Genomic DNA, 24,943 nt, shown 5'->3' with positions numbered 1-24,943 from the left:
GCGGCGTGTCGCGGGGGAGGCGGATCCGTGATCTCCCGGGAGTGGCCAAGGCGGCCTCCCGGGCCGTCGCGGCGCACCGAAAAGTCTAGGCCAACTCCCTTACGGGCCCACGGCCTTCAGCTTCGTCCGGCGTGGCGGCAGGCGACGCCGTGGCCGCAACGCAAACGCGGCGAAACAGGGGCACGGGGCCGGCGCGTCGCCACGCACGGCGCGGCCCGGGTCTGCGGAGCGGCCAACAACAGGCAACTGGCAGGCAGTTCGCGGCAACTTCGCCGCGTTGCGATTGACACCATGAATTGGTCCAGTCCACTTTGAAGGAACCTCAGTTCGATCAGTTGCGGCCTGGAGTTCCCCTCGGCCACTGAGGACTCGAGCCTTGGAGTGATCGCATGCCGACATCCGACCCCTACCTGTACCGCGCCCCGACCCGGCGCCCCTATTTCAGCGCCGACGGCGAGACCTACCTCGCCCAGACGCAGCTGAGAGAGATCGAGAAGTCGCAGCCGCTACGCGTGCTGTCGGAACAGGACTTCGCCTTCTGGCAGGCGTACGGATACGTCGTGGTGCGCAACGCCGTCTCGCCGGGCGAGGCCAAGAGCCTGTACGAGTTCGCCTGGGAGTTCCGGGGACTGGACCCGGACCGGCCCGAAACCTGGTACGAGGAACGCGAGTTCCGCTCGGACCTCGACCGCGACCTGCACGTCTACGGCTTCGTCGAGGCGTACCACCACCAACTGATGTGGGACACCCGGCAGACGCAGCGGGTCTACGATTCCTTCGCCGACGTCTGGGACTGCGACGAGCTGTGGGTCACCCTCGACCGGCTGAACCTCAACCCGCCCAACCGCGGCAGCCGTTCGCGTTCCCTCATCGCGCCGACCGACGAGGGCTTCGACATCGAGCTGCACTGGGACGTCGACACCACACTGGGCGTGCTGCCGCAGCGGGTGCAGGGCATCCTGGCCCTCAACGACACCCAGCCCGAACTCGGCGGATTCCAGTGCGCACCCGAGTTGTTCCGGCAGTTCGAACAGTGGCGGATCGCGCAGCCGACCGGCCGGGACCCGATCAGGCCCGCGATCGACCGCGCCGAGTTCCCCGTCGTACGGCCCGACCTCCAGGCCGGTGACCTGCTGATCTTCAACGGACTCCTGGCCCACGGAGTCGCGCCCAACACTTCCGACCACGGCGTCCGCGCCGTGCAGTACCTGTCGATGATGCCGGCGCTGGAAGAGCACGAGGACCTGCGACGCTCCCGCGTCGAGTCGTGGCGCACGCTCAGCACCCCCGACTGGAACGGCACGCTGCTCGGGGACGCCGACCGGCACGAATCGCTCCGGTACGGCGCCGCCACGCTCGACGACCTCGGCAGCAAACTCCTGGGACTCGACTCGTGGAGCGAACGAGAGAGCGCCAAGTGAACCGACGAACCAGCACCGACCGGATCTGCCTGGCGCTGCCCACCAACAGGGCGTGCTCGGACGCCATCGTGGGCCTCGGCGAGGAGGCCGCGTACGCGGCCCGCACCTTCGGCACCGAGGTGCACCTGCTCATCCTCGACTCCTGCGACGAGACCACGCGGGCCGAGCACGCCCGCGTGGTGGCCGGCCTGCCTGCCACCCCGAACGTGATCGTCCACCACCTCGACGAGGCACGTCAGCGGGACTTCCTGCGCCGTACGATCCAGCGCTCCGACGTCGCCGTGCCCAAGCTGCTGCTCGGCCTCATGCTGCCGACCGCACTCTCCTACGGCGCCTGCACCAACCGCGCCTTCCTGATCGCCAGTGCCCTCGGGTGCCGGTCCGTGCACCGTAGGGACTCGGACTGCACCTACCAAGTGCTGGACGGCGAACAGATCTTCCCCATCCACCACGAGCTGTCCTCGCTCGGCAAGCCCGCCGCCGAGGCATCGGCCGTCGTGACCGAGACCGTCCTCGCCGCCGAACACGGCCACCGTCCGGTATCCATGGTCGGGGCCTCCTTCATCGGCGAACCGTCCGTGGACATCGCCGAGATCGAGCAGCTCGACGCGGGCGTCTACCGCGATGTCGTCAGCCTGTGGGCACCCGTCGGCTGGTCGGACGAGCAGAAGGATCAGCTGGTCGAGGAGTCCTTCAAGGGCGCCGGAACCACCCCCTTCACCGCAGACCACTCCACCCTGACGCTGGTCGACCCCATGCGGGTGGACATGAGCAACATCGGCTTCGACCACGACGTGTACGAGCGGGTGCCGCTGCCACCGGCGACCGACACCATCGGCAGCGACTACTTCCTCATCCACCTTGTGCACGACGCCGCGCTTCCCGGCGTGCTGCACAACCGCCACATCGAGAACTTCTACACGCCCTTCCGGCGCACCGACGCGGGCTTTCGCGCCTACCAGATGCGGTTCGTGAAGTTCCTGCTGTCGATGCTCTACTTCAACGACGTCTACGAGCGGATGGGCGCGGCCGGTGCCGCATTGCTGGACGAGCGGGAGCACGTCCGCGGCGACGTGATCTCCGGCTTCCTGCGCGACAGCGCAGCTCTGGACCGGACGGAGAACATCTGGCGCCTGGACCGGGTCAGCACCTCGTACCGCAAACTGGGCGGCCGCTACGCCAAGTTCGCCGACCGGATGGACGCGCGCCGGGATCAGCTGCTGGACAAGGCACGGCGGGACACGGAGGACTTCGCGCTGCTGATCGACGCCTGGCCCGCGCTGGTGCGCGCCGCCCGGGAGACCGGCCTCGGGAGTGCGGACGCGTGAGTGTGGACCTGGGCGCCCGACTGGCCTCCGCCCTGGCCGCCGCGTCGTCGGACTGCGTCGTCTTCGATCTCACCGGGGTCGGGAACCAGTACGACCACCTGGTGCGCGAACTGCCCGGCGTCATCATCCGGTTCGCGATGAAGGCGTGCCCGGTCGACGAGGTGCTGACCTGCCTCGCCGACCGGGGCGCCGGCTTCGACGCGGCGAGCCCCGCGGAGATCGAGCAGGCGCTGCGGCTCGGCGTACCCGCGGGCCGCATCCACTACGGCAACACCGTGAAGTCCGACGCGAGCATCGCCGAGGCCCACCGGCTCGGCGTGCGGACCTTCGCCACGGACAGCGTGCAGGACGTGGCGGCCGTCGCCGCGCACGCCCCCGGCGCCCGCGCGTACTGCCGCCTCGCCACCAGCGGGGAAGGCGCCCTGTGGGGCCTGAGCCGCAAGTTCGGCTGCTCGCAGGACGACGCCGTCCGTGTGCTGACCGCGGCCCATGCTGCCGGACTGACCCCTGCGGGGCTCTCGGTGCACGTCGGCTCGCAGCAGATGACGTACGAGGCATGGCGCCAGGCCGTCGACCAACTGGCCGACACCATGGTGGCGTTGCGCGAGCAAGGAATCGTGCTCGACCACGTCAACCTCGGCGGCGGACTGCCCGCGCTCGGCTACCTCGACCGGCACGGCCGCGGGCTGGAGCCCCCGCTGGACAAGATGTTCGCCGTTCTGCGCGAGGGCATGGACGAACTGCGGCGCCTCAACGCGGCGCCCCTCGACTTCGTCATGGAACCCGGCCGCCATCTGGTCGCCGATCACGGCGCGATCCGTGCGCACGTCTACCGGCTCACCGAGCGGCGACAGCCCGACGGCGAGCTCGTGCACTGGCTGTACCTGAGTTGCGGAAAGTTCAACGGCCTCTACGAGATGGACGAACTCTGCCACCGGCTCGTCTTCCCCGGCCACCTCGACGGCGAGTTCGTCGCCGCCGTCGTGGCCGGTCCGACATGCGACAGCGACGACGCCTACGGGACCGCGCACCGGCTCGTGCCCAAGGAGCTGGCGTCCGGAGACCCGGTCTGGGTCCTGTCCGCCGGCGCCTACGCCACCAGCTACATGACACAAGGCTTCAACGGCTTCGGACCGCTGCCGCACACGACGACACACGACGGGATCGGGCGTACGGGGGCGGCGGCGTGAGCGGGGGAGTGGCGGGCCTCGACGAGCGCATCCGGCCCGTGCGCGACGGTGACTGGCCGGGCATAGCCGCCCTGGAGGCGGCGGCCTACGCGGGCAGTTCCCTGACCGAGGGCCGGGCGGCGCTCGAGTCGAAAGGGCGCGCCTCGCCGGACACCTGCTTCGTACTCGACCTCGACGGGCACGTGGCGGGGTACGTGCTCTCGCTGCCGTACCCGATGTACCGGTACCCGGCGCTGGCCAGGTCCGACGAGCCGGTACACGACTCGCGCAACCTCCACCTGCACGACATCGTCGTCGCACAGGAACAGCGGGGCAGGGGCTGGGGCGGCGGACTGCTCGCCCGGCTGACGGCCGCCGCGCGACCGCGGTTCCAGCACATCTCGCTTGTCGCCGTCGACGGCATGGCCAACTTCTGGGCCGCGCACGGCTACCGGGTCCAACCACGGGTCCGGCTCCCGGAGAGCTACGGCGACAAGGCCGTGTACATGTCCATCCCGGTGCCCGGCAGCGGTACCAGCCCTTCGAAGGAGGTGGCCCGGTTCCCGTGCCCCGTGTCCTAGACGACTTCAGACGTACGCAGTTGGCGATCGCGGCGCTGTTCTGTTTCCTCGGGTTCCAGTACGCCACCTGGATCTCCCGGATCCCCGCCCTCAAGACGCGCCTCGACCTGAGCGCCGCGGAAGTGGGCCTGTTGCTCATGGTCACCGGGGCGGGCGCGGCGGCTTCCTTCCCGCTCGTCACGTTCCTGATGAAGCGCCTCGGCGCGCGCCGCCTCGCCCTGCTGTCCGGGCTGGCCCTGGTGGCGATCCTCCTGGCGCTGTCCGTAGCCCCCAACTACCCCCTGACGCTAATGATCCTCTGCGTGGACGGCGTGGCGGTCGGCTGCCTGAACGTGGCGATGAACGCGCAGGGCGCCGCCCTCGAGGCGGCCCACGGACGTACGGCGATGACGCAGCTGCACGCCACCTTCAGCGCCGGTTCGTTCCTGGCCGCCCTGGTGTCGTCCGGCATGACCGCGCTGACCTCCGGCATCGTCACCCACTTCGCCGCCGCGTCAGCCGTACTCCTACTGCTCCTCGCCTGCGCGCGCCCGCGCCTGCTCCCCGACGACGCCCCCGCTGAGGAGCCGGCCGGGCCTACGGCCGGGCAGGAGGAGGGCAAGCGCCGCCGAAGGATGGCCAGGCCGACACGGGTGATGCTCTGGCTCGGCTGCACCATGGTGTTCGTCGAGGTGGTCGAAGGCTCGATGAACGACTGGTCCGCGCTCTACCTGAAGGACGTCGCCGGCGCATCGGCCCAGGTCGCTCCACTGGGCATCGCCGTCATCTCGGTCGTCATGGTCCTCGCGCGCCTCTTCGGTGACGGCTGGCGCAGCCGCTGGGGCGACGCCGTCGTCGTCCGCGTCGGCAGCGCCGTGGCCGGCCTCGGACTGGCCCTGGCACTGCTGGCCGGCGGCGTAGTGCCCGCTCTCCTCGGCTTCGCATTTGTGGGACTGGGCGTGGCCGCCGTGACGCCGTGCCTCTACGTCGCCGCCGCAGCCGAAGGCCCGGACGCCCTGTCCCTGGTCGCCGCCACGGGAACCACCGGACTCCTCGTCGGTCCCGCGCTGATCGGCTTCGTCGCCGAAGCCAGCGACCTGACCTGGGGCATGGCCGTCGTAGCAGCCTCAGCCGTCATCGTCTCCCTGTGCACGACCCGCCTGCAATGGGCCCCCGCCAAGGCCTCGTCCGAGGGGAGCATGAAGACGGAGGTGGTCGAAGAGGGGGCCGCGTAAGCGTCTTGTCGGGGCGGAAGGTGTGCGCTGCCGCCCCCGACAGGCCCTGTCCCGGCGACTGGACCCGGAAGGAAGACGTGCGGAACGTCCTCGTGGCACCGGGGCCCGTGGCACCGTGGAACGCACCCGAGCGGGAGGGAACGGGCGGCTGCAGGTCCTGCCTACGCGCTCACAGCAGCTAGAACCAGAGAGCCGGGACACGCCAGGCCGAGAGCCCGCCGAGGTCGCAGGCGAGAAACAAATGATGGCCGTCGTCAGCAGGTGCGGTGGCCAGCGCTCGGATCGAGCCTGCGGCGCACAGCACGGTGGACCTGCCGGCGCGTTCCCAGACCCGCACATGATCGGAGTCGCCCCCGGTGATGAATCGTCCGCCGCCGAGGGCGAGGGCTGTGACGTCCCGGCCGTGCCGGCCGAGGTGCGTCGGGTGGGGGAACGGTTCGGTGAGATCCAACAGGTAGAGGTCTCCGGCCCGACGCCCACCGTGAGCTTGGCCTTCCGTCCGAGCCAACCCAGTTCGAAAGGTTCGGCTGCTGCTGTGAGATCCCCAAGCAGCAGCTGACCGTCGTCACCGGATGCCGTGATGACGTGATGAGCGGAAACTGGCAATACGTGATCGACGGGTTCGACGAGGCGTCCGACGATCGAAGGGCCCGAGCCCGGGCGATCGGGTCCCTGACCACCTGCCCGAGCCGCCCGCCCCCGGTGACGACGTGCCAGGTCGGCAGAATCGTCAGCGGAACGGCGTGCGTGGAGGGGCCGACGGTGTACGTCGGAAACCGCCCGCGTCCGGCGGGGGGGGGGCGACCGGGCCAGTGAGCGTGCCGCGACGCGGGTTCACCGGCATTGAGTCAGCACGCCAGCAACCCCGTGCTGGTTCCGTGCTGACTTCCAGGCCCGAAATCATGCAAAACCGCAGGTCCTAGCCCCGATCGAATGAGTTGTCGTACCACTCGATGGTGGTGCCGATGAGGCTGGCGGCGACGATGCGCTTGAGATTCCCGGGTGGTGGGGGAGCGGTTGTTGCGGAGGCCATGTGCGCCACTTCCTCGTGTGCGGTGGGGACGGGTATGTGTTCGCACACCGTAGGAACGCGCAGGTCAAGGGCACATGTGGTGGGACTACATAGTTCGGGGGCGGGGTGTGCGTGTTGCCCCTATGTCAGTGAGGGGAGCACTGCCCTGGAGGCTTCGCCGGTGGCCCCGGTTCGCCGCGGTCCAGCGGTGGCCGGACCGCGGCGAGGACGGTCCGAGGACCGGGGATCAGGATCCTGTGAGAGAGATGGCCAGGTCCGTGATGTTCAGCGGGAACTGGCCGATGGAGGTGGCCTGGCCGGTGAAGACGTTGATGCTGTACAGCGAGGGGGTGCCGGCGCCGTACGGGGTGAGGGAGGCGAAGGCGGCGTTGTCGACCGTCTTTCCGCCGGACAGGGTGCTGTAGATGTCCATTCCGGCGTTGATCCCGGCGTCGATGCCGAGGCTGCCGGTCGGCGCGAGCGTGCCGTTGTTCGCCGGGGACTGCAGGACGACCTGGTCGGTGGTCGTGTTGATGTCGACGAGCGTGGTCGCGGTGGCCCCGTTGAGGTCGTTGTTCGTGTACGCGGCGGCCGAGACGCCCTTGGTCGTGCCCTCGATCGGCGGGGTGGTGAGGTTCAGGTCCTGGATGGTGCTGTGGTCGTTGAGGTTGTGCCGCAGGTTCTGGCCGTTGTCACTGATCACGCGCAGGCGGTCGGCCGCCGGGTTGAAGTCGACGCCGAAGTTCGCGCCGTGCAGCGCGTACTGGAGCTGGGACACCTTGGTGACCACGACGTCCGTGGTGGTCGGCGGGGTCTTGATCGTGTAGATGCCGCCCTTGTTGCCGACGCCGTACATCAGGCCGTCCTGCACCCGGAAGTCGATCCCGATCAGGCCTGTGTCGCCGCTGAGGCCGGTGACGACCCTGACCCAGTCGAGGACCTGCGGCCGGTCGGTCGTGAACGTGGCCATCAGGGTGCCGTCGCCGCTGATCCCGAAAGCGCGCAGGCTGGGTGCGGCGGCAGGGGCGGCCGAGCCGGTGCCGGGTGTGCCGAGCATGAGTGCCGTCGACGTGACCATGACCGCGAGCGCCGCCATGATTCTCTTTCTCGTGCCTGCTTCCATCGGAGTTTCCCTCCCGTTTGGGCGGGCGCCATTCGAGGCGCCTGGCTGTGAATTCCCCTATTCCTGCCCGCACTGATTGCCGCAGTCCTGCCGGAGTTGCGCCGGAGTGATTCCGGTGGTGTTCTTCCGACGGGCGTGCAGGCGGTTCTCATTAAGGCCGTTTCACAGTTCCTCCACAAGCAGAAGGGTTGACGAAAACGCCCCGATCCGGGAACTTTGCGCACTGTGACAAAGGCCCTGTCGATACACTTGCCACCGTTTTGTGCAAAGTGATGAACGCCGTCCGGATCTCCTCTGTCGGGCCGCTTGTCCTGAATGACATGCTCGCGTTCATGGGGAGCCTCTTTGCCGAGCTGGCCCGGCAGGCGTCGACCAACGCCCGCCGTGAGGTCGAGACATACATATGTGAGATCCCGGAGTTCGGGTTCCTGGACAAGGACCGCCGGGCCCGGGCCGAGACGCTGGAACACTCGATGTGGTTCCGGCGTCGTACTGTTGAACTTTCGTCGGAGAACAGCGAGTTGAGCGGAGACGATCTCGGCTACATCGCGTCGATGGGGGAGCTGCGGGCAGGTGCCGGGATGTCGCTCGACGCGCGGCAGCGCGTGCTGCGCGTGCACACCGCCCTCATGCTCCGCGAGATCAACGAGGCGACCGATGCCCAGCGCGGCGGCGGTGTCGACGAACTCATGCGCATGATGACCTGGTTCGCCCCGCAGGGCGAACGCGGCATCGCTGCCTACCGCCAGGGATTCGTGCGTGTACTCCGTCGCCGAATTCCGTATACCGAGCAGGTCGCCCTGCTGGCCCGATCATTGTTGAACGGAGATCCGATTTCGGTGGAACTCGCCGCGGCCGTCGACATGGAACTCCCGGATCGCTGCGCGGTGACGGTGTTCCGGATTCCGGACCTGCCCACCATCGATCGTTTCCTGGAAAGCGAGATCGGGGCGTTGGTGAAGAGCCACCGGGTGCCGGTCATGTGGGGACCGGAGAGCGGCGACGGGAGCGGTGAGCTGATCGCCCTGTTTCCCCTGTTCTCCGGCGTCGTGGCGGCGGAAAACGCACCGCCGCACGTCGTTCCCGACCTCTTACCCGACCTCACCCCCGACCACCTGCCGGATCTCGTACGGGACTTCGCCCGTGCCCTCGGCCGTCCATGCGCCGTGGGCACGGCCACCGCACCGTTGCCGGAACTGGCCGAAGCTCTCGTCCGCGCCCGGCGGATCAGCCGGGCAGCCCCGCCGCGCCGGGCGTCCGCCGGGCTGCGGCCGCACACCCTGGCAGATGTCTTCGTCGAACTCGCCGTCGCGGACGTGCCCTTCATCGACGACTGGCTTCGCACGGTGGCCCGCCGCCTGGAGACCGGCCCCGACCTCCTCACCACCCTCGACGCGTACTACCGCCACGACATGCACCGCGGTGCCACGGCGACCGCGCTCAACGTCCACACCCGCACCCTGGACTACCGCCTGCGCCGGGTCCGTGAGCTGACGGGCATCGACCCTGGATCGACACGGGGCGTGCGCACACTCACTGCCGTCGTCACCCGGCGCCTGTCGGGAGCGTGGCGCTGACTGCGTCGGGCGCGTCGGACCATACGTCGTCGACACCGCCTACGTCCGCGGCGGCCGGCTTCACGGGTCGGCCGCCTCTTCGTCCAGGGGTGTGTCCGCGTCGGCCGGACCCGGGGCGGGCTGCTGCATGACCTCGGGCAGTGCCTGTTCGGCCCAGATCACCTTGCCCTGTGGGGTGTACCGGGTGCCCCAGCGCTCGGTCATCTGCGAGACCAGGAACAGACCCCGGCCTCCCTCGTCGGTCGTCGCGGCGTAGCGCAGATGTGGTGAGGTGCTGCTGCTGTCGGCCACCTCGCAGATCAGCGTGCGGTCGCGGATCAGCCGCACGTGGATCGGTCCGGCGCCGTAGCGGATGGCGTTGGTGATCAGCTCGCTCAGGATGAGTTCCATGGTGAAGCCGAACTCCGACAGGCCCCACGCCTCGAGCTTCTGGGAAACCGCCTCGCGCATACCGGCGACGGCGGCCGGGTCCGGTGGTACGTCCCAGTCGGCGATCCGATCGGGCGGCAGTTCCCGCGTGCGGGCGACGAGCAGTGCGACGTCGTCCTTGGGGCGCCCGGGGAGCAGGCTGTCCAGCACGTCCTGGCAGGTCTCCTCGGGCGGTCGGCCGGGGTGGCCCGTCAGCGCAGCGCGCAGCAGTTCCATGCCCACGTCCAGGTCGCGCCTGCGGTCCTCGATGAGGCCGTCCGTGTACAGGACGAGCTGGGTTCCCTCCGCGAGGCACAGCTCCGCGGTCTGGAACGGCATGCCGCCGAGGCCCAGGGGCGGACCGGCCGGCACGTCCGGGAAGGTGGCGGTTCCGTCAGGGTGGACCAGCGCGGGCACCAGATGCCCCGCACGCGCCATGACGTAGCGGCGCGTCACGGGGTCGTAGATCCCGTACAGGCAGGTGGCACCCACGACGCCCGCTGCACTGTCTGCCGTCTCGTTCTGGTCGATGCTCCCGACCAGGTCGTCCAGGTGGCTCAGGAGCTCGTCGGGTGGCAGATCGAGTGCGGAGAAGTTGTGGACCGCGGTCCGCAGCCTGCCCATCGTGGCGGCGGCGTGCAGGCCGTGGCCGACCACATCGCCGACGGCCAGTGCCACCCGGCTCCCCGGCATGGGGATCACGTCGAACCAGTCTCCGCCCACGCCCGACTGGGCGGGGAGGTAGCGGTAGGCGATGTCGAGGGCGTTCTGCTCGGGCATCGCCTGTGGCAGCAGGCTGCGCTGGAGGGTGACGGCCAGGGCGTGCTCGCGGGTGTACCGGCGGGCGTTGTCGATGCTGATCGCGGCACGGGCCACCAGCTCCTCCGCCAGCGACAGGTCCTCCTCGTTGAAGGGCTCATGCTGCTGCCCGCGCCAGAAGCTGGCCATGCCCAGTACGACGCCACGGGCCTGGATGGGGGCGGTGATGAGGGAATGGATGCCGTAGTCAATGATCGCCTGGGCGCGCTCCGGGTCCTGCAGGCGCCAGCCCGTGGCGGTCGGCAGATCGCTCACCAACTGGGAGTGGCCGCTGCCGTAGCCGCGTGCCTGGGGAGTGGACGGCTGGTAGTCGAAGAGCCGGCCCTGTTCGGAGAGCGGGTGGTCGTCCCGGATGCCGCACACGGCCGCGCGTCGCATGTCCGTCCCCGTGGGGGCGGGCTCGTCGCCGTGCAGGACGGTGTCGGCGAGGTCCACGGTGACGAAGTCCGCGAAGCGAGGAATGGGGACCCGCGCCAATTCGTCGGCGGTGCGCAGCACGTCCAGGGTGGTACCGATGTGGAGTCCGGCGTCGTACAGCAGCCTGAGGCGCTCCCGTGCCACCTCTGCCCTGCCGGTCACTGCCTGCAGCTCGGTGGAGTCGCGCAGCGTCACCACCGTTCCCTTGGGGCCTCCCTTGCGATCCGTGGGCCGCTGGTTGACCGCGATCAGCCGATCGCCCGCGAGGTGCACCTCGTCGGTGGCCTCGCGCCCGGAGACGAGCAGCGCCTTTGTCTCGGGATCGAGGCCCGGCAGTCCTGAGATGAGCCGTCCCTCCACGTCCGGGGGCAGCTCCAGCAGTCGTCTGGCCTCATCGTTCGCCAGCATCAGCCGCCCGTCGGCGGCCACGATCAGGACCCCTTCCCGGACGGAGTGGAGCACCGTGTCGTGGTGCTCGTACATCAGGGTCATCTCGTCCGGGCCCAGGCTGTGGGTCTGCCGTCGCAGCCGCCTGCCCACCAGTGCCGTCACGCCGGTGGACAACGCGAGCGCCCCGGCCCCGGCACCCAGGATGATCGGTAGTTGCCGGGTCAACTGACTTTCGACGTTCTTGACCTTCATCCCTGCCGAGACGAGGGCCACCACCTTTTTGTCGGCGTTCTCGACCGGGACCGTGGATTGCACTTCGCGACCGAGCGGGCCGTCGACGCTCTCGACATAGACCTTCCCCGCCAGCGACGGTCCGATCTCGCCGACGAACCGCTTCCCGATCCGGTCCGGCAAGGGGTGCGTGTACCGGATGCCCTCGGTGTCCATGATCACGATGAAGTCGACACCGGCGGCCCGACGTGCCGCCTCGGTGAGCGGCTGGAGAATCTTGCTCGGATCCGGGGTCTGCAATGCCGCCAGGACACCCGGCGAGTGCGCGAAGGTCTGTGCCACGGCCGTGGAGCGGCGCCTGGCCTCGGCGTTGCTGTCCCGCTCCGACTGCAGGATGAGGGCGAAAACGCCGCACGCCACGAGCAGCACCACAAGTGCCACCTGGAAGATCAACACCTGCCCGGCCACGCTCCGCGTGCTCTTGCCGACCACGCGTTTGACCGATAGATGTGGAAAATGGGCGAAACGGTTCGCCATGCGACCTTTTTAACACTGGTGATCCCGAGCGGCCAGGGCCCGCCCGATTCATGCCCGGTCGACCTCGGGCGTCTGTGTCGTGTCTCGCATGGCCTCGGCTTCTCCGGGGAGCGTCATCCGCCGCTGCTGCCGACGCGTGGCGCACGGTTTCTCCGCGCCCGATGCCCGTTTAGGCCGATATGATGCATTTTGTGATCATGTCTGCACGGCTGAGGCGCCGTCGCCCCGCCTACAGCGGCCGATGGGAAGTTGTCCGGCTGTCACCCGTGGTCCTGACCGTCCTCATCGCCGGCCTGGCCTTCTCCACCCCCAGGGAGATCGCCATCAGCCGCCTTCTGCCGGCCGCGCCCGCCCTTGCCGCCGCGATGTGGCCCGTGCTCCCCACGATGCTGTTGGGGGCGTTCTGCATACTGCTCATGATGGTCCTCAGCCTCTTCTACACCGATCTGGGGACGGAGTACACGTCGGCCGCGATCGTCGCGGTCACCTTGGCGGCCGCGTACGGGAGTCATGTCCGACTCCAGCGGGAGGAAATACTCTTCCACGTCCGGCTCGTCGCCGACGCGGCCCAGAAGGTGCTGCTGCGCCCGATGCCGCGCCGCATCGAGGACATCGAGATCGAGTCGCTGTATCTGGCGGCCCAGGAAGAGGCCCGGATCGGCGGTGACTTCTATGAAGCAATCGGTACACCGCACGGGGTCCGGCTGCTCATAGGCGACGTACGGGGCAAGGGCCTGTCCGCAGTGGGAGTGGCCTCGGCGGTGATCAGCTGCTTCAGGGAGGCCGCGTACGACGAGCACGACCTGCAGGGCATCGTCCATCGCCTGGAGACCACCGTCACGCGCCACAGCGCGGTGTTTCCCGCCCAGGACCAGCCCGAGCACTTTGCCACCGCTCTCCTCGCCGAGATCCCGCACGACGGCGGCCACATACGACTTCTCAACTGCGGACATCCCCCGCCGCTGATCGCGCATCGGGGCAAGGTCCAGGTTCTGGAGCCCAGAGTCGTCTCGCCGCCCCTCAACCTCGCGTCGCTCATCGGTGACCGCTACTGGGTCGACAGTGTCGCCTTCGCCCCGGGTGACCAGTTGCTGCTCTATACGGATGGCGTATCGGAGGCCCGGGACCGCGCCGGCGAGTTCTTTCCGCTGCCGGACTGGATGGAGCGGCAGAGCCAGGAGCAGCCCCGCGAGCTGCTCGACCAGCTGCACCGGGATCTGCTCCGGCACAGCGGCGGGAGGCTCGACGACGACATCGCGGCCCTCGCGCTGAGGCGCGTCGACGCGCAGGATCGGGGAGCCGTCGGCGTGGAACGGGGATGACGGTGCTGCTTCGGTGCTGATGCGGGCGCCTGCGGACCGCATGTGACAGGACCGGAGTCCCCGGCGCCGGACGCCGACGCGTAATCGCCGCCCACAGGTGAGAGCGGCGGTTCACATGACGGCGCGACGGAGTCGGGAGGTGAAGGTCCGCCTCTTGCCACTGCCCTCCCGGTCACTGCACCGTGCCTCCCGCAGCGGGCGCGGCGCTGCTGCCCGGCGGGGACGCCGCCCCTGCGGCCGGTGAGGGCGCGACGGTGGTGCCGGGAGCCGGCTGGGGCGCCGGCTGCGGTGGGTAGCTGATGTGCACCACACGCACGAGCGCACCCGGCACGAAGACGCACACCGCCCTCGAGCGGGTGCGGGGTACGTCATCCGGCCCGGTCCAGGCGATCGGCTGCTGAAGCACGAGATCGCGTCGGGCCGGGTCGGGGTCGGTCGACACGTAGCGCACATAGCCTTCGACCAGGCGCCCGTCGGACAGTTCGACGGCCACGAAGGGCTTCCGTGTCCGGTCCGGGCCGGCTCGGTCGGTGAGGGCGTACACGGCCACCGTGCCGTCCTGCAGCCCCGCGCCCGTGCGCCTGGGCGACGTCCGTCCCGTGTACACCCCGGCCAGGGTGCTGAGGACCATGCTCAGCGTCATGGTCACCAGCGCGGCACCGATCCACGACCAAGGGCGGTCCCGGAAGTCGGCCGGCGCCCTGTGCAGGGCGTCGACCGGTACGAGGAAGGTGACCAGTTCCCCGGCCAGCAGCGTCAGCAGCAGTCCGGCGGAGGTCGCCAGGGCGCCGACGCTGAACAGCTGGACGACCTCGATGGTCGACGACCGTGTGTCCTGCGGGCGGTAGCGGCGCAGTGCCTGGTGGAACGCGAAGCCCGGCGTCATCGCGGCGAGGAGGATCACCGCGGCGATGACGCTACTGGGCACGAGGCTGCCCCTGTGCGCCGGGGTCAGGAGGCTGGGCGGGCGGCGCGCTGGTCACGGCGGGCGGCAACTCGAGGTCGGGTTCGTCGATCAGGTCCTCCACGACGAAATGCCTGTCGTCCAGGCCGAACTCGTCCTCCCAGTCCTCGCTGCCGGACCCATCGGTCGCGTCAGGCCCTGGTCCGTACGCTGGTTTGTGGTGCTCGGTCGCCATGGGGCGTGCGTCCTTCCTGTGCAGGTGCGCTCATCAATGCGGTGCCGGTCGTCCGCAAGTTCAGGTCCGGTGAGGGTCTTCGAACGTCGTGGTGATGCTGACGAGTCCCGCCCAGAGCCGCGGCGGCACCGGGCCGACTTCCGCGCGGTACCGCCGCTGGGCGGTGCGCAGGGCCGTCGAGGGCGGGACGCCCTCCGCGAGGAGCCGGTAGAGGACGGCCAGGATGCGGGCGGTGGGGTGGCTGTACCGGGGGTTCTTCGCCCTCCCGTCCGGCAGCGGAAAGATCCCACCGATGACCGTCTCGGCGCCGCGGCACAGGGCGACCGTAGGAATGCCGAGCGGGTCGGTGCCGCGGCGCTCGTCGAGTTCGGCGGACAGGCAGGCGTTGATGAGCAGAGTCCGCGGGAAACGCAGGGTGAGCATGCGGGCCGCCGACAGCTGAGTGCGCCGGTCCAGGCGAAGCGCATGGGCCAGGCCGGGGCTGTCGTTGCCGTGTACGGAGGCAGCGCCTACCGAGAAACCGGTGCTGTCCGGGTCGAGCACAGTCAGCAGCTCCGCGGCGGTGCGGGTATGGACGACCTCGGTGCCGTACGCAGCGTCGAGAGCGTTCCGTTCGAGGTCCAGGCCCTCGGCGTTGACGCCGGCGAGATAGGCGAATGCACGGTTCCCGACGGCGCCGGTTGCTCGCCCGTCGCCACCTGGGGCCGCGCTCTCCGCGAGTGACAGGCTGGGCAGCATGGCCAGGACCGCACGGTCCAGCACGTAGCCTTCGGGATCGTCCGGTTCGACGCTGAGCGCGGCCCACGGCACCCGCCACAGGCGTGAGTCGGGTACGACGAGCACCTTCGGCACCGTGCCTGCGGGGGCGGTGTTCCGCAGCAGGTCCATCAGGCCGGATGGCAGCAGGAGCCGGGCGAGGGTCGCCCAGGGGGTGTTGTCGCGGGCGGTCAGATGGCGGAAGCGTGGTGTCGTCCGCCAGTCGGGAGCTTCCGCGCGGACACCCTCCGTTTCGCCGTCTGCGCTGTCCGGCACGACCTGGGCCTGTGTCGGAGGCGTCGGGCCCGGGCGCAGGTCTTGGACTCCGGTGACCTCGCCGAGCAGTACCCCCGCGGCGCCCTCGACCGGGTGGAGGAACGGATGCTGTGTGCCGTCCGGGTCCGTCCACAGGCCGGCGATGCAGTTTGTCCGGCCGTTGCCGACGAGCCGAATCTGCAGTACATGGCTGCTCCAGCGCTGCGCGTAGGCGCGCGGATCTCCAGTCCGTCCCTCGTCGCCGGTGCTCAGCGCCCACCGAAACCGTAGGGAAACCAGTGTCTCCAGTCGTTCGTACGCCCGCGCCACCTGTTGCTGCCCGGCGCCCGGAGACGAGGCCGGCGCTTGCACTTCGGCGGCCCGTGCCGCCTCCGGTGGGGTCGTGCCCTCGGCGCCGGCCAGCGTGGTCAGCAGCCCGACGATCTCGGCCATGCCTTCCTGCTCGATGTCGTCAGGTGTCCGCAGGATCAGTTCGCCGCGGAGCATGCGGCGCAGGGCGGTCCGGTTGCCGAGTTCCAGGAGCAACGCGAAGGCATCCACGGCCTGTTGGTCGCCGTTCAGGTGCAGGGTGTGGGCGGTGGCGTATGCACTGAACTCGTGTTCGCTGTAGAGGTCGACGTAGAAGGTTTGCGCGTCGCGCCAGCCCCAGCCGGCGCGTAGTTCGGCGACGCCGCGCATCATGGCCAGGTAAGCGGCGAGCGCCTCCTGGTCGTTGCCCTGTGCGTGCGCGACAAGGGCGGTGGCGATCAGGTGGCGGACGCGATGGGGCAGGGCGCAGTCGTCGTGCCCCAGGACTCGTGCGGCCTCGGCCGTCAACCGAGCGGCGTCCTCGGTGCGGTTCTCCGCGAGGGCCAGGATGGCGAGCATGTCGCACGCGCTCGCCTGCTGCGGTCTGCAACGCCACTTGGCGGCCAACTTCCGTGCGACCGTGGCGTGTTCGAGGGCGCGGGGGATGTCGTCGGCGTCGAGGGCGATGTTGGTGAGGTAGAGCTCCACGCGGACCCGGCTGAGCCGGTACATGAATCCCCCGCCGACCTCCAAAGCCTGCGTCAGGGAGCGCTGGGCGTCGTCGTTCCGCCCCAACGTGAGCTGGATCCTGCCGAGTTTCTCCAGCGCCTCGGACCAGGTGGAGCGGTTCGTGCCCTGCTCGTGGTGGCGGACCGCGGTGACAGCCTCCCGTTCGGCGGTTTGCAGGTCGCCCTGCGCCACCGCGATGTCGCTGCGCAGCATGGCCACGTTCGCCGCCACCAGCGGCAGCCGCTCCGTGGCCGGATGCGCGGCGACGGAGTCGATCAGTTCGACGGCGGCGGCAAGATCTCCTGCCTCGCCCAGTTCCATCGCCCGCTTCAGCCGATCGGTCAACGGCTTCAGGTGCACGGCCTCGCGGCGGACCTCCTTGACGCCGACCATCGGCCCCTGTCGGCCGTGCCGCACCGCGAACACGACGACGACCGCGAGCAGGAACACGACCGGCGGGTACCACGAACCGCCCATGACGGCACGGGAGACGAGGTACGAGAACACCCCCGCACCGACGAATCCTCTCCACGAGAAGCGAGTCGGCTGCTTCTCGGTGGATGTCTCCTGACCCCTGCCAACGTGCGTCACGACGCCCCCCGCCCCCCGCCCCCCGGCCCCGCCCACGGTCTGCCTGGGCCCAGGAAGCTGAGCTTACGGACGGAGGGAGACGAGAGTGACGGAATCGGCAAACGTGACCAACTGGTCCTTGAAGGCGGACCTAGTTGTAATGCGGCCTCAGGTGGAGCGAGTTGATGGGCGACAGGTCTCGGTACTCACCATGGCCCGCCGCGATCGAGGACGTGCAGTCGTTCGCGTTGTAGCTGAGGCACAGCTCGACAACCGCGCTGTCGTACTGGTTGTTCAGCACCCAGTGGTTGCCGTACTGGTTGTTCAGGTTGTGCGCGCCGTAGGTCCAGTAGATGTGGCTGGGCGACACGGCCGGGTTCTGGTTCTGCGGGTAGACACAGACGGCGCCGTACGGGCAACCGGCCCAGTCGGCGGCCGGCTTGGCCTGAGCGGTACCTGTTGCGATCAGGGCCGTGGTGGCCGTCGCGAAGGCCAGGGCGGCGGCGCGTCTCAGCATGCTGCGCATAGGGGTTTCTGCCTCTCCTGTAGGGCTGTTGGGTGTGCGTCCGATCGCTGGAAACCGTAGGGAGCAGGCAGGCGGGTCGCATCCTGACAGATGACAGGGACCGGCGGGTCGACGCAATCCGTACGTTCGCGGGAGACCACCGAGCCCAGGGGGAGTCCCGTGATCAACCGAGTGCGCAGAGTCCGGGAAGCCGGAAGAACCGGAAGAACAGGGTCTGGAAGTACGGGGTGGGGAGAACGGTCATGGGGCCGTCGGGTGCGGCTCCTCGTGGCCGCGATCGTCACGGTGATGAGTCTCGGCCTGCCTGCCGTCTCGGCCACTCCGGCGGCCGCAGTCCCGGGATGTGCGCCGCTCCAGTCCGGTGCGAGCGCGGCGGCGCAGGCGGCCGTCGAGGTCGCGTGCCGGTACGTCGGTCAGCAGTACGCCTGGGGTGGCGGTCACGCACAGGGAGTGCCCGGCCCGAGTCAGGGCATGGTCGACCGCACGGACCCCGCGTCGTACGCGGACCCGGAGCTGTGGAGCTTCGACTGCATCGGCCTGGTGCGCTGGGCCTGGTACAAGGCGACCGGCCGGGACCTCATCACCGAGCGCACGACACAGGCGACCTTCGCGGCGCCGGGGTACGCGCACACCAAGTTCCTGAAGTCGCAAGGCTCGGCCGTCCTGCGGCCCGGCGACATCATGTACTTCGGCCGTGAGGGCTTCGGCCCGACGCACGTCGCGCTCTACCTCGGCAACGGCAGGATGGTCGAGGCACCTCAGTCGGGCTCGGACATCCAGGTCAACGACATCAGTGCCCGCTGGGATCGCTTCCAGGGTGCTTTCCGCCCGCACGCCGACGTCGCGCCGGCGGTCTGGTCCTGGGACGGCCGCGGCGGGTTCCACAAGACCTGGGGCCAACCCAACCTGCGGCAGAACTCGAACACGGGCAGCGGTATCAACTTCACCAACGGCAACGGCATCTCCGTGAAGGTGCGGGTGCTGTGCCAGCGGGTGGGCGAGCAGGCCACGGTCGACGGCATGGTGAACAACGTCTGGTCGTTCCTGCCGGACTACCACAGCTGGATCAGCAACCTCTTCGTACAGGGTCCGGCCGTGCTCGAGGATGTGCCGTCCTGCGGTGAATACCCGGAGATCGGCGGCACGCTGGCCGGCGCGGAGAACAACACGTCCTGCGGCGACGGTACGGAGCCCAACTCCGCGGGCGCCTGGACGGCCAAGTCGACCACCGTCTTCGGCCGCACCGTGGAGCTGCGCTACAGCAGCACCACCCAGTGCGCCTGGGGCCGCATCGTCGGCGGCACGGTCGGCGACGAGATCTGGGTCGACCGCAGTGCCGACGGGGGCGAGACCTGGGACTCGATGCTCGGCTTCACCACCATCACCTCGGGCAACGACGCGTACACCACCCAGTGGAACGACGCCGGCCTGGTCATGCGAGCCTGCGGCACCAACGGCCCGGGCGGCGCCATCGAATGCACCGGCTGGTTCTGACCCACCGACGGCCGGTCCGGCCGGTTCCGAGGCAGCCCACAAGGAGGAAGGGTCCCCACTTCGCCGTCCCGCAGGACGCTCAGTCGATGCAGAACTCGTTGCCCTCGACGTCCTGCATGACGATGCACGAGTCGTTGCCGTCATAGAGGAGTCGCACGCGTACCGCGCCGAGCGGGATCAGGCGTGCGCACTCGGCCTCGAGCGCGGCGAGGCGTTCTTCGCCCACGAGCCCGGTGCCGACCCGCACGTCGAGATGGACCCGATTCTTGACGACCTTGCCTTCGGGAACGCGCTGAAAGAACAGTCGCGGGCCGACACCTGAGGGATCACTGCAGGCGGCCCATGCACCCTGATCCTCAGGAGGCAGCGAGCGGTTGAAATCGTTCCAAGTGGCGAACCCCTCCGGCGGCTTCGGCAGGACGTACCCCAGCACCTCGCACCAGAAGCGAGCGACACGCTCAGGTTCCGCGCAGTCAAAGGTGACCTGGAACTGCTTGATCGACGACATCGGCGCACCCTAGCAAGGAGACCTCCGTCGCCCCGCCGGGCCGGCGGCACGGGCCCCGCACACGCACCACCCGGTGGGTTTCGCCAGGGAAGTTCCCGACTGTCGGAGCGGCATCACGTACCGGCATGTTCGGCTGGTGACCAGAGAACTCCCCCAAGATCTGACCGTCCGCCCTGCCCGTGCCGAGGACTACACGCAGGTGCTCTCCGCGCTCGATACCTGGCGCGGGCCGGACGACGCAAGGTATGAGGTGCCGTTGCCGAGGCCCCTCTTCGAGGATTTCCTGGCCACCTGCTTTGCGGCCGAGAACGCGGGCGGTGAACTCGCGGGGTTCCTGATCGGTTCCTTCTCGCAGAGCGACCGGCGCGCGGTGTACGTCCACCAGGTCGCCGTGGCTCCCCGAGTACGCCGGCGGGGCGTGGCGACGGTGCTGTACGAGATGTTCTTCGCTGCCGCACGGGCTCAGGGCCGCCGCGTGGTCCGGGCCGACGCGGCTGTCGGCGCCGGCCACGCGATGCTCCATGAACGGCTCGGATTCGTGCCGGCGCCTGAGACGTCAACCGTCGAGCTCGACCTCGCCGCGCGCCCCCAGCACCGCATCGGACCGTCGGACGGCACATCTGGTGGCGGCGTCACGCTCCGCCTGAGGATTCTCGAGCCGGTCTTCGCGCTGGAACTCCGCGCCGATCGCGGGGAGCTGTCGGACCGGACCTGGCATGCGATGGTGCGGGCGCCGGAGGGACTCACTGTGATCAAGGAGGCGGACCCGAGCACTCCGGAGGTCGAACGCTGGATCGGCCTGTACGACGCCGATGCCGGTCACGGCCTGGACGTACCGGGGCTCCTGGCCGCGGTCGTGAGTCCCCTCGCCGGTGCGGCCGTGCCGGTCTTCGTGGCCTCCACCTACCATGCGGACCTGGTGCTGGTGCCGAGGTCACTCCGGCGCGAGGCATGTGCGGCCCTGCGGGGTGCGGGGCACGAGGTCCTCGGTCTCGCACCCTGACCGCCGCTTTTTCCGAAGTCCGCCAACCGGCCCGCGACATCACGTCGATTCGGCACGTCCGGTGGCGTCCGTCCCATCCCTCGGAGAGGATCACCCGCATGGTTGCAACAGTGACGAACATGACGGTGGACTGTGCAAACGCGTACCAACTGGCCCGGTTCTGGAGCGAGGTGACCGGGCATCCCCTCGATGCCGAGGACGAACCGGGCGACGACGAGACGGAGATCATGCTGCCGGGCGGTCTGGCCCTGCATTTCAACGAGGTACCGGAGCCGAAGGCGGGCAAGAACCGGCTCCATCTGTGCCTGCGCCCCGAGACCTCGCGGGACGCGGAGGTGGAGCGACTGCTGGCCCTGGGAGCCGCCCTTGTCGCCGACCACCGCAAGCCCAACGGCTGGGGATGGGTCGTACTCGCCGACCCGGAGGGCAACGAGTTCTGCATCCTCCTGGCTGAATCCGAACGGGCCGCGCTGCCCCCAATGTCCTCGTAGTCCTCGTTATGGTGACCCTGGGCACGGCAGAGGCCAATGCCGCGGAAATGGCCTGAACTCGCTGTTCCGCGCTTGATGTTGACAACGAGTGCTCACCTATCTCAGGATCTAAGACGGCGTCACCGGCGGGGCCTGACCAGCTCTTGGGGAACGTTGCGCGAGGTGACTGGGTGGTGTACCCCCGGGTTCGTGATTCCGCTCGGTCCTCTTTCGCGTCGAATATGCGTGGCCGAACAGCGACGCATTTCTCCCGAGAAAGTAATGGCGCATCCTTTGGGATGTCCTTACTGTGGCCCCCATGTGCTGACCTGAACGCGATGTGCGCACAGGTGAAACCACTTGCCTGCTGCCGAACTGTCGCGTTTGCGCGGATCGATCAATTGCCAAACGGGGAGATGTCGTGACAGAGGCAGGCAACGAGATCATGTACACCGTGGTGGTCAACGACGAGGAGCAGTACTCCATCTGGCCAGTGGGCCGTGACCTGCCGGACGGCTGGCGGGAGGTCGGCGTCACGGGCACGAAGCAGGAGTGCCTGGCCCACGTCGAAGAGGTGTGGACCGACATGCGCCCGCTGAGTCTGCGCAACGCGATGGCCGAGTAGGAATCGGCGCGCATCTCGCATCTCGTGTCGCCGTTTCCGTCCAGGGGAACGGCCCTTGGGGATGGAGCCGCGGTCCCGTAGCGGGCCGCGGCTCAAGCCCCGTGTTTTCTTGATTCCAAGGATGACCGCCGCCTCCCGTCCGAGGGAGGCCGATGCCGCCCATGCTTCCCCAGACGCGTGGTCGGCTATTTGTGCGCGGTTCAACAACCTCATGGCCAGAAGAGGGAAAACCGAACCAATCATTGGTAACGGGGGATCAGTTTTGTCCGGCACATTGAACGGCACATGTTTCACCGGGCGGCAGGAAGAGTTGACCACTCTTGCGAAAGCCCTCCACAATCGGCAGGGTCGGCCCGGTCTCATCAAGATTCCGGGAGAAGCAGGCGTGGGGAAAACCCGGCTGCTGACGGAGTTCCTGGACATCGCGGCGGAGATCCCGGACGTGACCGTGGTGCCCAGCACCGCCGCCGAGCGCCAGCACGGCCCATTCGACGGACTCGGCTCGCTCCCGGCGCTGCACGACCTCGCGGGGCCCGGCGGGCTGGTGCTGCTCGTCGACGACGTGCACGATGCGACGCACCAGATCAACATCGCCCTGGAGCAGTTGCTCCGTCACCCGCCACGCACGGATCTCCTCGTCGTGCTGGCGTACCGGCCCCGGGGAATCGCCAACCGGCTGCTCGCCGCGCTCGGCGCCGCGCAGTCGCAATGGCACATCGAGGAACTCCCGCTCACCGGACTCAGCGGTGAAGCGGTAGGCGAGCTCATCCCGGAACGCCTGTGCGGCCGCCATCAGATGACGCTGCATCAGGAGAGCGGCGGCAATCCGCGCTATCTGCAGCTCCTGATGTCGCTCTGCCAGGGACCCGACTGCCGTGGCGAGTCCTTGCTCAGGACCGACGCGCAGATCCCCGTCGAGGTCGCCGCCCCGATGCTGATGGACCTTGATCGGCTCTCCGCCACGGCCCGGCTCGTGGCGCAGTCGGCGGCGGTGGTGGGCGACAGCTTCGAACTCGAAGTGGCCTCCGCGGTCGCGGAGCTGGACCACCCGACCGTACTGGTCGCCCTCGACGAACTACTGGCACGGGACCTGATCCAGGCGGCGTCGGTGCCCGGCCGATTCGGCTTCCGCCACTCCGTCGTCCGCGGCGTCGTCTACCGCACCGCGCCGGACGGCTGGCGGCTCGGTGCGCACGCTCGCGCCATCGACGCGCTGCACAGCCGCAACCAGCCGGCCGTCCGCATCGCCGAGCATGTCGAACGCGTCGGTGGCGAAGGGCCGGAGCGCGGTGCGGCACTGATCGCCGCGGCCCGTGCCATCGAGCTGAGTGACCCGGACACCGCCGCTGCCTGGTACCGCACGGCGTTGCGGCTGACCGGCGATGGATCCGAGCACCGTGAGCGACGACGTGAACTGCTCACCGCGCTGGCCCGCGGCGCCGTGCTGACCGGACGCCTCAGCGATGGCTGGGAGGCGCTGAGCCGACGCGACGCGCTGGTCGAGGGCAAGGCGGACGCCAGCGCCGACGCGGCCATGGCGATCGAGTGCCGCGCCGTCCTCGCCCGGTACGCCGGCCGGTACACCGAGGCACGCGCCATGCTGCACCGGGCGGTGAACCGCAGCGACGGCACGGTCGGCTCCACGCGGCTGCGGCTGGCCCTGGCGGCCACCACCGTCTGGGACACGGGTTGGGACTGGTCCGAAGACGCTCTGCTCGGAGCCGTCGGCAGCGGCGACCAGATGTTGCAGTCGCTCGCACTCGCCATCCACGCCACGGCCGCCCTCGCCAAGGGTGCTTCCGCGGTCTCGCGGCGCAGTGCCAACGAGGCGGCGCAGCTGATCGAGCGGCAGACCGACGACCAGTTGGCGCACGGACTCGACGCGGTGTGGCACCTCGGCTTCGTCGAACTGCATCTCGAACGCCGCGCACAGGCCGCCCGGCGCTTCGGCCGTGGCCTCGCCCTCAGCAAGGCCTACGGCCAGTGGCAGTCGACGATCCCGCTGCTCGTCGGTCTGGGCTCCGTCCACCTGCGGCAACGGCACCTCGAGAGTGCCCGGAGCCATGCCGAGCAGGCGATCCGGCTGGCACAGAGCCCCGGCTGCGAAGACCTGCTCGCGATGGCACTGACCCTGCGCGCGCGGACGGCACTCGCGGAGGGGGCCGTTCTGAACTCCCTGGCCGACAGCCGGGCCGCCTGCGAAGCGGTGACCCCGGACAGCCCCACATGGCGCCAGGCCCGGCTGGCGCAGGCTGCCGCCCGGCTCGCGAACGACGACCCGGCGGGTTGCCTGGCAGCCGTCCTGGACGCCGGGGGCGGCCCGACGCTGCCCGAACTCCCGATGTGGGACCACCCGCGCGCCCACGACCTGATGGGCCGCTCGGAACTCGCCCTGGGCCGCAGGGCCGAAGCGCGTGCCTGGGTGGACCGTCACCAGGCGGCGGCCGAGAAGCTGGGCCTTCCGGGCGGGGCAGGTCCGGTCGCGATGGCGCGGGCCCGGGTGGCCGACGACCCGGCCGAGGTCCTGGCCCACGCCTTGGAGGCCATCGACGCGGGAACGGCGAACGAGCAGGTCCTGGAGGCCGGGACGGGGCATCTGCTGGCATCCCAGGCTCTGCTGGCCCTCGGCGCCCCCGCCGGGGCCGAGAAGCATCTAGACGCCGCCGAGGCGGCGGTCGCCGGCTACGCGGCGCTCGACCTCGCGCCCCGGGTGCGGGAACTGCGCGCAGAGTTGCACGCCGCCACCGTGGCGACGGCGCAGCCTCCGGCGGAGCAGTACATGCTCAGCCAGCGGGAGTTCGAGATCGCACGGCTGGTCAGCCAGGGCCGGACGAATCGGCAGATCGCCCGTCAGCTCGAGGTCAGTCACAAGACCGTGGAGACGCATCTGGGCAGGATCTTCACCAAGCTCAACGTCTCGTCGCGTGCCGAGATCGCGAGCATGGTCGGCCGTTCCTCGGTGATCGCGCGGCCTCGACGGACGGCTGCCGCCCGCTGAAAGACCCTGTGG

20 protein-coding genes are annotated in these 24,943 nt (G+C 69.4%); 12 read left to right on the top strand and 8 right to left on the bottom strand.

The window, feature by feature from the left end; all coding sequences use genetic code 11:
* Positions 1 to 389: 389 nt before the first annotated feature.
* From ACZ7M7_RS31015 to ACZ7M7_RS30995, 5 genes are read left to right on the top strand one after another with little or no spacing between them, the layout of a single operon-like run.
* A complete protein-coding gene (locus ACZ7M7_RS31015; RefSeq protein WP_472122445.1) occupies positions 390 to 1,421 on the top strand; it encodes a phytanoyl-CoA dioxygenase family protein in 1,032 nt (343 codons plus the stop codon).
* A complete protein-coding gene (locus ACZ7M7_RS31010; RefSeq protein ID WP_472122442.1) occupies positions 1,418 to 2,749 on the top strand; it encodes a DUF6271 family protein in 1,332 nt (443 codons plus the stop codon). The genes ACZ7M7_RS31015 and ACZ7M7_RS31010 overlap by 4 nt, the downstream gene beginning before the upstream one ends.
* Positions 2,746 to 3,939, top strand: coding sequence for a type III PLP-dependent enzyme (locus ACZ7M7_RS31005; RefSeq protein ID WP_472122440.1), 1,194 nt, complete (start codon positions 2,746 to 2,748; stop codon positions 3,937 to 3,939). The genes ACZ7M7_RS31010 and ACZ7M7_RS31005 overlap by 4 nt, the downstream gene beginning before the upstream one ends.
* The gene (locus ACZ7M7_RS31000; RefSeq protein WP_472122437.1) at positions 3,936 to 4,499 is read left to right on the top strand and encodes a GNAT family N-acetyltransferase; all 564 of its coding nucleotides are present in this window, start codon (positions 3,936 to 3,938) and stop codon (positions 4,497 to 4,499) included. The genes ACZ7M7_RS31005 and ACZ7M7_RS31000 overlap by 4 nt, the downstream gene beginning before the upstream one ends.
* Entirely contained in the window at positions 4,484 to 5,713 is a 1,230-nt protein-coding gene (locus ACZ7M7_RS30995; protein WP_472122434.1) for an MFS transporter, read from the top strand. The genes ACZ7M7_RS31000 and ACZ7M7_RS30995 overlap by 16 nt, the downstream gene beginning before the upstream one ends.
* A gap of 178 nt (positions 5,714 to 5,891) precedes the next feature.
* Here the strand turns inward: ACZ7M7_RS30995 and ACZ7M7_RS30990 are convergent, their stop codons facing one another.
* On the bottom strand, positions 5,892 to 6,164 hold the full coding sequence (locus tag ACZ7M7_RS30990) for a hypothetical protein (protein WP_472122431.1): 273 nt from the start codon (positions 6,162 to 6,164) through the stop codon (positions 5,892 to 5,894).
* Between the two features lie 808 nt (positions 6,165 to 6,972).
* Complete coding sequence (locus ACZ7M7_RS30985) at positions 6,973 to 7,821, bottom strand: DUF4394 domain-containing protein (RefSeq protein WP_472122428.1); 849 nt, start codon at positions 7,819 to 7,821, stop codon at positions 6,973 to 6,975.
* 359 nt (positions 7,822 to 8,180) lie between these two features.
* Here ACZ7M7_RS30985 and ACZ7M7_RS30980 point away from each other — a divergent pair, with 359 nt between their 5' ends.
* Positions 8,181 to 9,425, top strand: coding sequence for a PucR family transcriptional regulator (locus ACZ7M7_RS30980; protein WP_472122426.1), 1,245 nt, complete (start codon positions 8,181 to 8,183; stop codon positions 9,423 to 9,425).
* Positions 9,426 to 9,485: 60 nt separating this feature from the next.
* On the opposite strand, the gene ACZ7M7_RS30975 is transcribed toward ACZ7M7_RS30980, so the two are convergent.
* A complete protein-coding gene (locus ACZ7M7_RS30975; RefSeq protein ID WP_472122423.1) occupies positions 9,486 to 12,227 on the bottom strand; it encodes a SpoIIE family protein phosphatase in 2,742 nt (913 codons plus the stop codon).
* A 197-nt stretch (positions 12,228 to 12,424) separates the two neighbouring features.
* Here ACZ7M7_RS30975 and ACZ7M7_RS30970 point away from each other — a divergent pair, with 197 nt between their 5' ends.
* Positions 12,425 to 13,549 carry a PP2C family protein-serine/threonine phosphatase gene (locus ACZ7M7_RS30970; RefSeq protein WP_383598430.1) on the top strand — a complete coding sequence of 375 codons (1,125 nt, stop codon included), beginning with the start codon at positions 12,425 to 12,427 and terminating at the stop codon, positions 13,547 to 13,549.
* A gap of 172 nt (positions 13,550 to 13,721) precedes the next feature.
* On the opposite strand, the gene ACZ7M7_RS30965 is transcribed toward ACZ7M7_RS30970, so the two are convergent.
* From ACZ7M7_RS30965 to ACZ7M7_RS30950, 4 genes are all read right to left on the bottom strand, one after another.
* On the bottom strand, positions 13,722 to 14,477 hold the full coding sequence (locus tag ACZ7M7_RS30965; RefSeq protein WP_472122420.1) for a DUF6338 family protein: 756 nt from the start codon (positions 14,475 to 14,477) through the stop codon (positions 13,722 to 13,724).
* Positions 14,467 to 14,688, bottom strand: a complete 222-nt coding sequence (locus ACZ7M7_RS30960; RefSeq protein WP_383598424.1) for a hypothetical protein — start codon at positions 14,686 to 14,688, stop codon at positions 14,467 to 14,469. The genes ACZ7M7_RS30965 and ACZ7M7_RS30960 overlap by 11 nt, the downstream gene beginning before the upstream one ends.
* A 60-nt stretch (positions 14,689 to 14,748) precedes the next feature.
* A complete protein-coding gene (locus tag ACZ7M7_RS30955) occupies positions 14,749 to 17,214 on the bottom strand; it encodes a CHAT domain-containing protein (protein ID WP_472122417.1) in 2,466 nt (821 codons plus the stop codon).
* A 244-nt stretch (positions 17,215 to 17,458) separates the two neighbouring features.
* Complete coding sequence (locus ACZ7M7_RS30950) at positions 17,459 to 17,833, bottom strand: hypothetical protein (protein ID WP_427842608.1); 375 nt, start codon at positions 17,831 to 17,833, stop codon at positions 17,459 to 17,461.
* Positions 17,834 to 18,088: 255 nt separating this feature from the next.
* Between ACZ7M7_RS30950 and ACZ7M7_RS30945 the strand changes: the two genes are divergently transcribed.
* Positions 18,089 to 19,327 carry an NlpC/P60 family protein gene (locus tag ACZ7M7_RS30945; RefSeq protein WP_472122414.1) on the top strand — a complete coding sequence of 413 codons (1,239 nt, stop codon included), beginning with the start codon at positions 18,089 to 18,091 and terminating at the stop codon, positions 19,325 to 19,327.
* Positions 19,328 to 19,406: 79 nt separating this feature from the next.
* On the opposite strand, the gene ACZ7M7_RS30940 is transcribed toward ACZ7M7_RS30945, so the two are convergent.
* Positions 19,407 to 19,835, bottom strand: a complete 429-nt coding sequence (locus tag ACZ7M7_RS30940; protein ID WP_472122411.1) for a VOC family protein — start codon at positions 19,833 to 19,835, stop codon at positions 19,407 to 19,409.
* Positions 19,836 to 19,971: 136 nt separating this feature from the next.
* On the opposite strand from ACZ7M7_RS30940, the gene ACZ7M7_RS30935 reads away from it, so the two are divergent.
* The 4 genes from ACZ7M7_RS30935 (at position 19,972) to ACZ7M7_RS30920 (ending at position 24,931) form a co-directional block, all read left to right on the top strand.
* A complete protein-coding gene (locus ACZ7M7_RS30935) occupies positions 19,972 to 20,838 on the top strand; it encodes a GNAT family N-acetyltransferase (protein WP_472122408.1) in 867 nt (288 codons plus the stop codon).
* Positions 20,839 to 20,936: 98 nt separating this feature from the next.
* Positions 20,937 to 21,329: a VOC family protein gene (locus ACZ7M7_RS30930; protein WP_472122406.1), complete on the top strand. Its 393-nt coding sequence runs from the start codon at positions 20,937 to 20,939 to the stop codon at positions 21,327 to 21,329.
* Between the two features lie 424 nt (positions 21,330 to 21,753).
* Entirely contained in the window at positions 21,754 to 21,933 is a 180-nt protein-coding gene (locus ACZ7M7_RS30925) for an MbtH family protein (RefSeq protein WP_383599709.1), read from the top strand.
* Positions 21,934 to 21,994: 61 nt separating this feature from the next.
* Positions 21,995 to 24,931 carry a helix-turn-helix transcriptional regulator gene (locus tag ACZ7M7_RS30920; protein ID WP_472122497.1) on the top strand — a complete coding sequence of 979 codons (2,937 nt, stop codon included), beginning with the start codon at positions 21,995 to 21,997 and terminating at the stop codon, positions 24,929 to 24,931.
* Positions 24,932 to 24,943 lie beyond the last annotated feature (12 nt).

It is taken from the genome of Streptomyces sp. NPDC111606, from assembly GCF_055656945.1.
This window is presented reverse-complemented; position numbering and strand designations above follow the sequence as displayed.

Coding starts and splice junctions, on each gene's coding strand:
- ACZ7M7_RS31015 (WP_472122445.1), top strand. CDS start 390: ATGCCGACATCCGACCCCTACCTGTACCGCGCCCCGACCCGGCGCCCC.
- ACZ7M7_RS30985 (WP_472122428.1), bottom strand. CDS start 7,821: ATGGCGGCGCTCGCGGTCATGGTCACGTCGACGGCACTCATGCTCGGC.
- ACZ7M7_RS30980 (WP_472122426.1), top strand. CDS start 8,181: ATGGGGAGCCTCTTTGCCGAGCTGGCCCGGCAGGCGTCGACCAACGCC.
- ACZ7M7_RS30975 (WP_472122423.1), bottom strand. CDS start 12,227: ATGGCGAACCGTTTCGCCCATTTTCCACATCTATCGGTCAAACGCGTG.
- ACZ7M7_RS30970 (WP_383598430.1), top strand. CDS start 12,425: ATGTCTGCACGGCTGAGGCGCCGTCGCCCCGCCTACAGCGGCCGATGG.
- ACZ7M7_RS30960 (WP_383598424.1), bottom strand. CDS start 14,688: ATGGCGACCGAGCACCACAAACCAGCGTACGGACCAGGGCCTGACGCG.
- ACZ7M7_RS30955 (WP_472122417.1), bottom strand. CDS start 17,214: ATGGGCGGTTCGTGGTACCCGCCGGTCGTGTTCCTGCTCGCGGTCGTC.
- ACZ7M7_RS30950 (WP_427842608.1), bottom strand. CDS start 17,833: ATGCGCAGCATGCTGAGACGCGCCGCCGCCCTGGCCTTCGCGACGGCC.
- ACZ7M7_RS30940 (WP_472122411.1), bottom strand. CDS start 19,835: ATGTCGTCGATCAAGCAGTTCCAGGTCACCTTTGACTGCGCGGAACCT.
- ACZ7M7_RS30930 (WP_472122406.1), top strand. CDS start 20,937: ATGGTTGCAACAGTGACGAACATGACGGTGGACTGTGCAAACGCGTAC.
- ACZ7M7_RS30925 (WP_383599709.1), top strand. CDS start 21,754: ATGTACACCGTGGTGGTCAACGACGAGGAGCAGTACTCCATCTGGCCA.
- ACZ7M7_RS30920 (WP_472122497.1), top strand. CDS start 21,995: ATGGAGCCGCGGTCCCGTAGCGGGCCGCGGCTCAAGCCCCGTGTTTTC.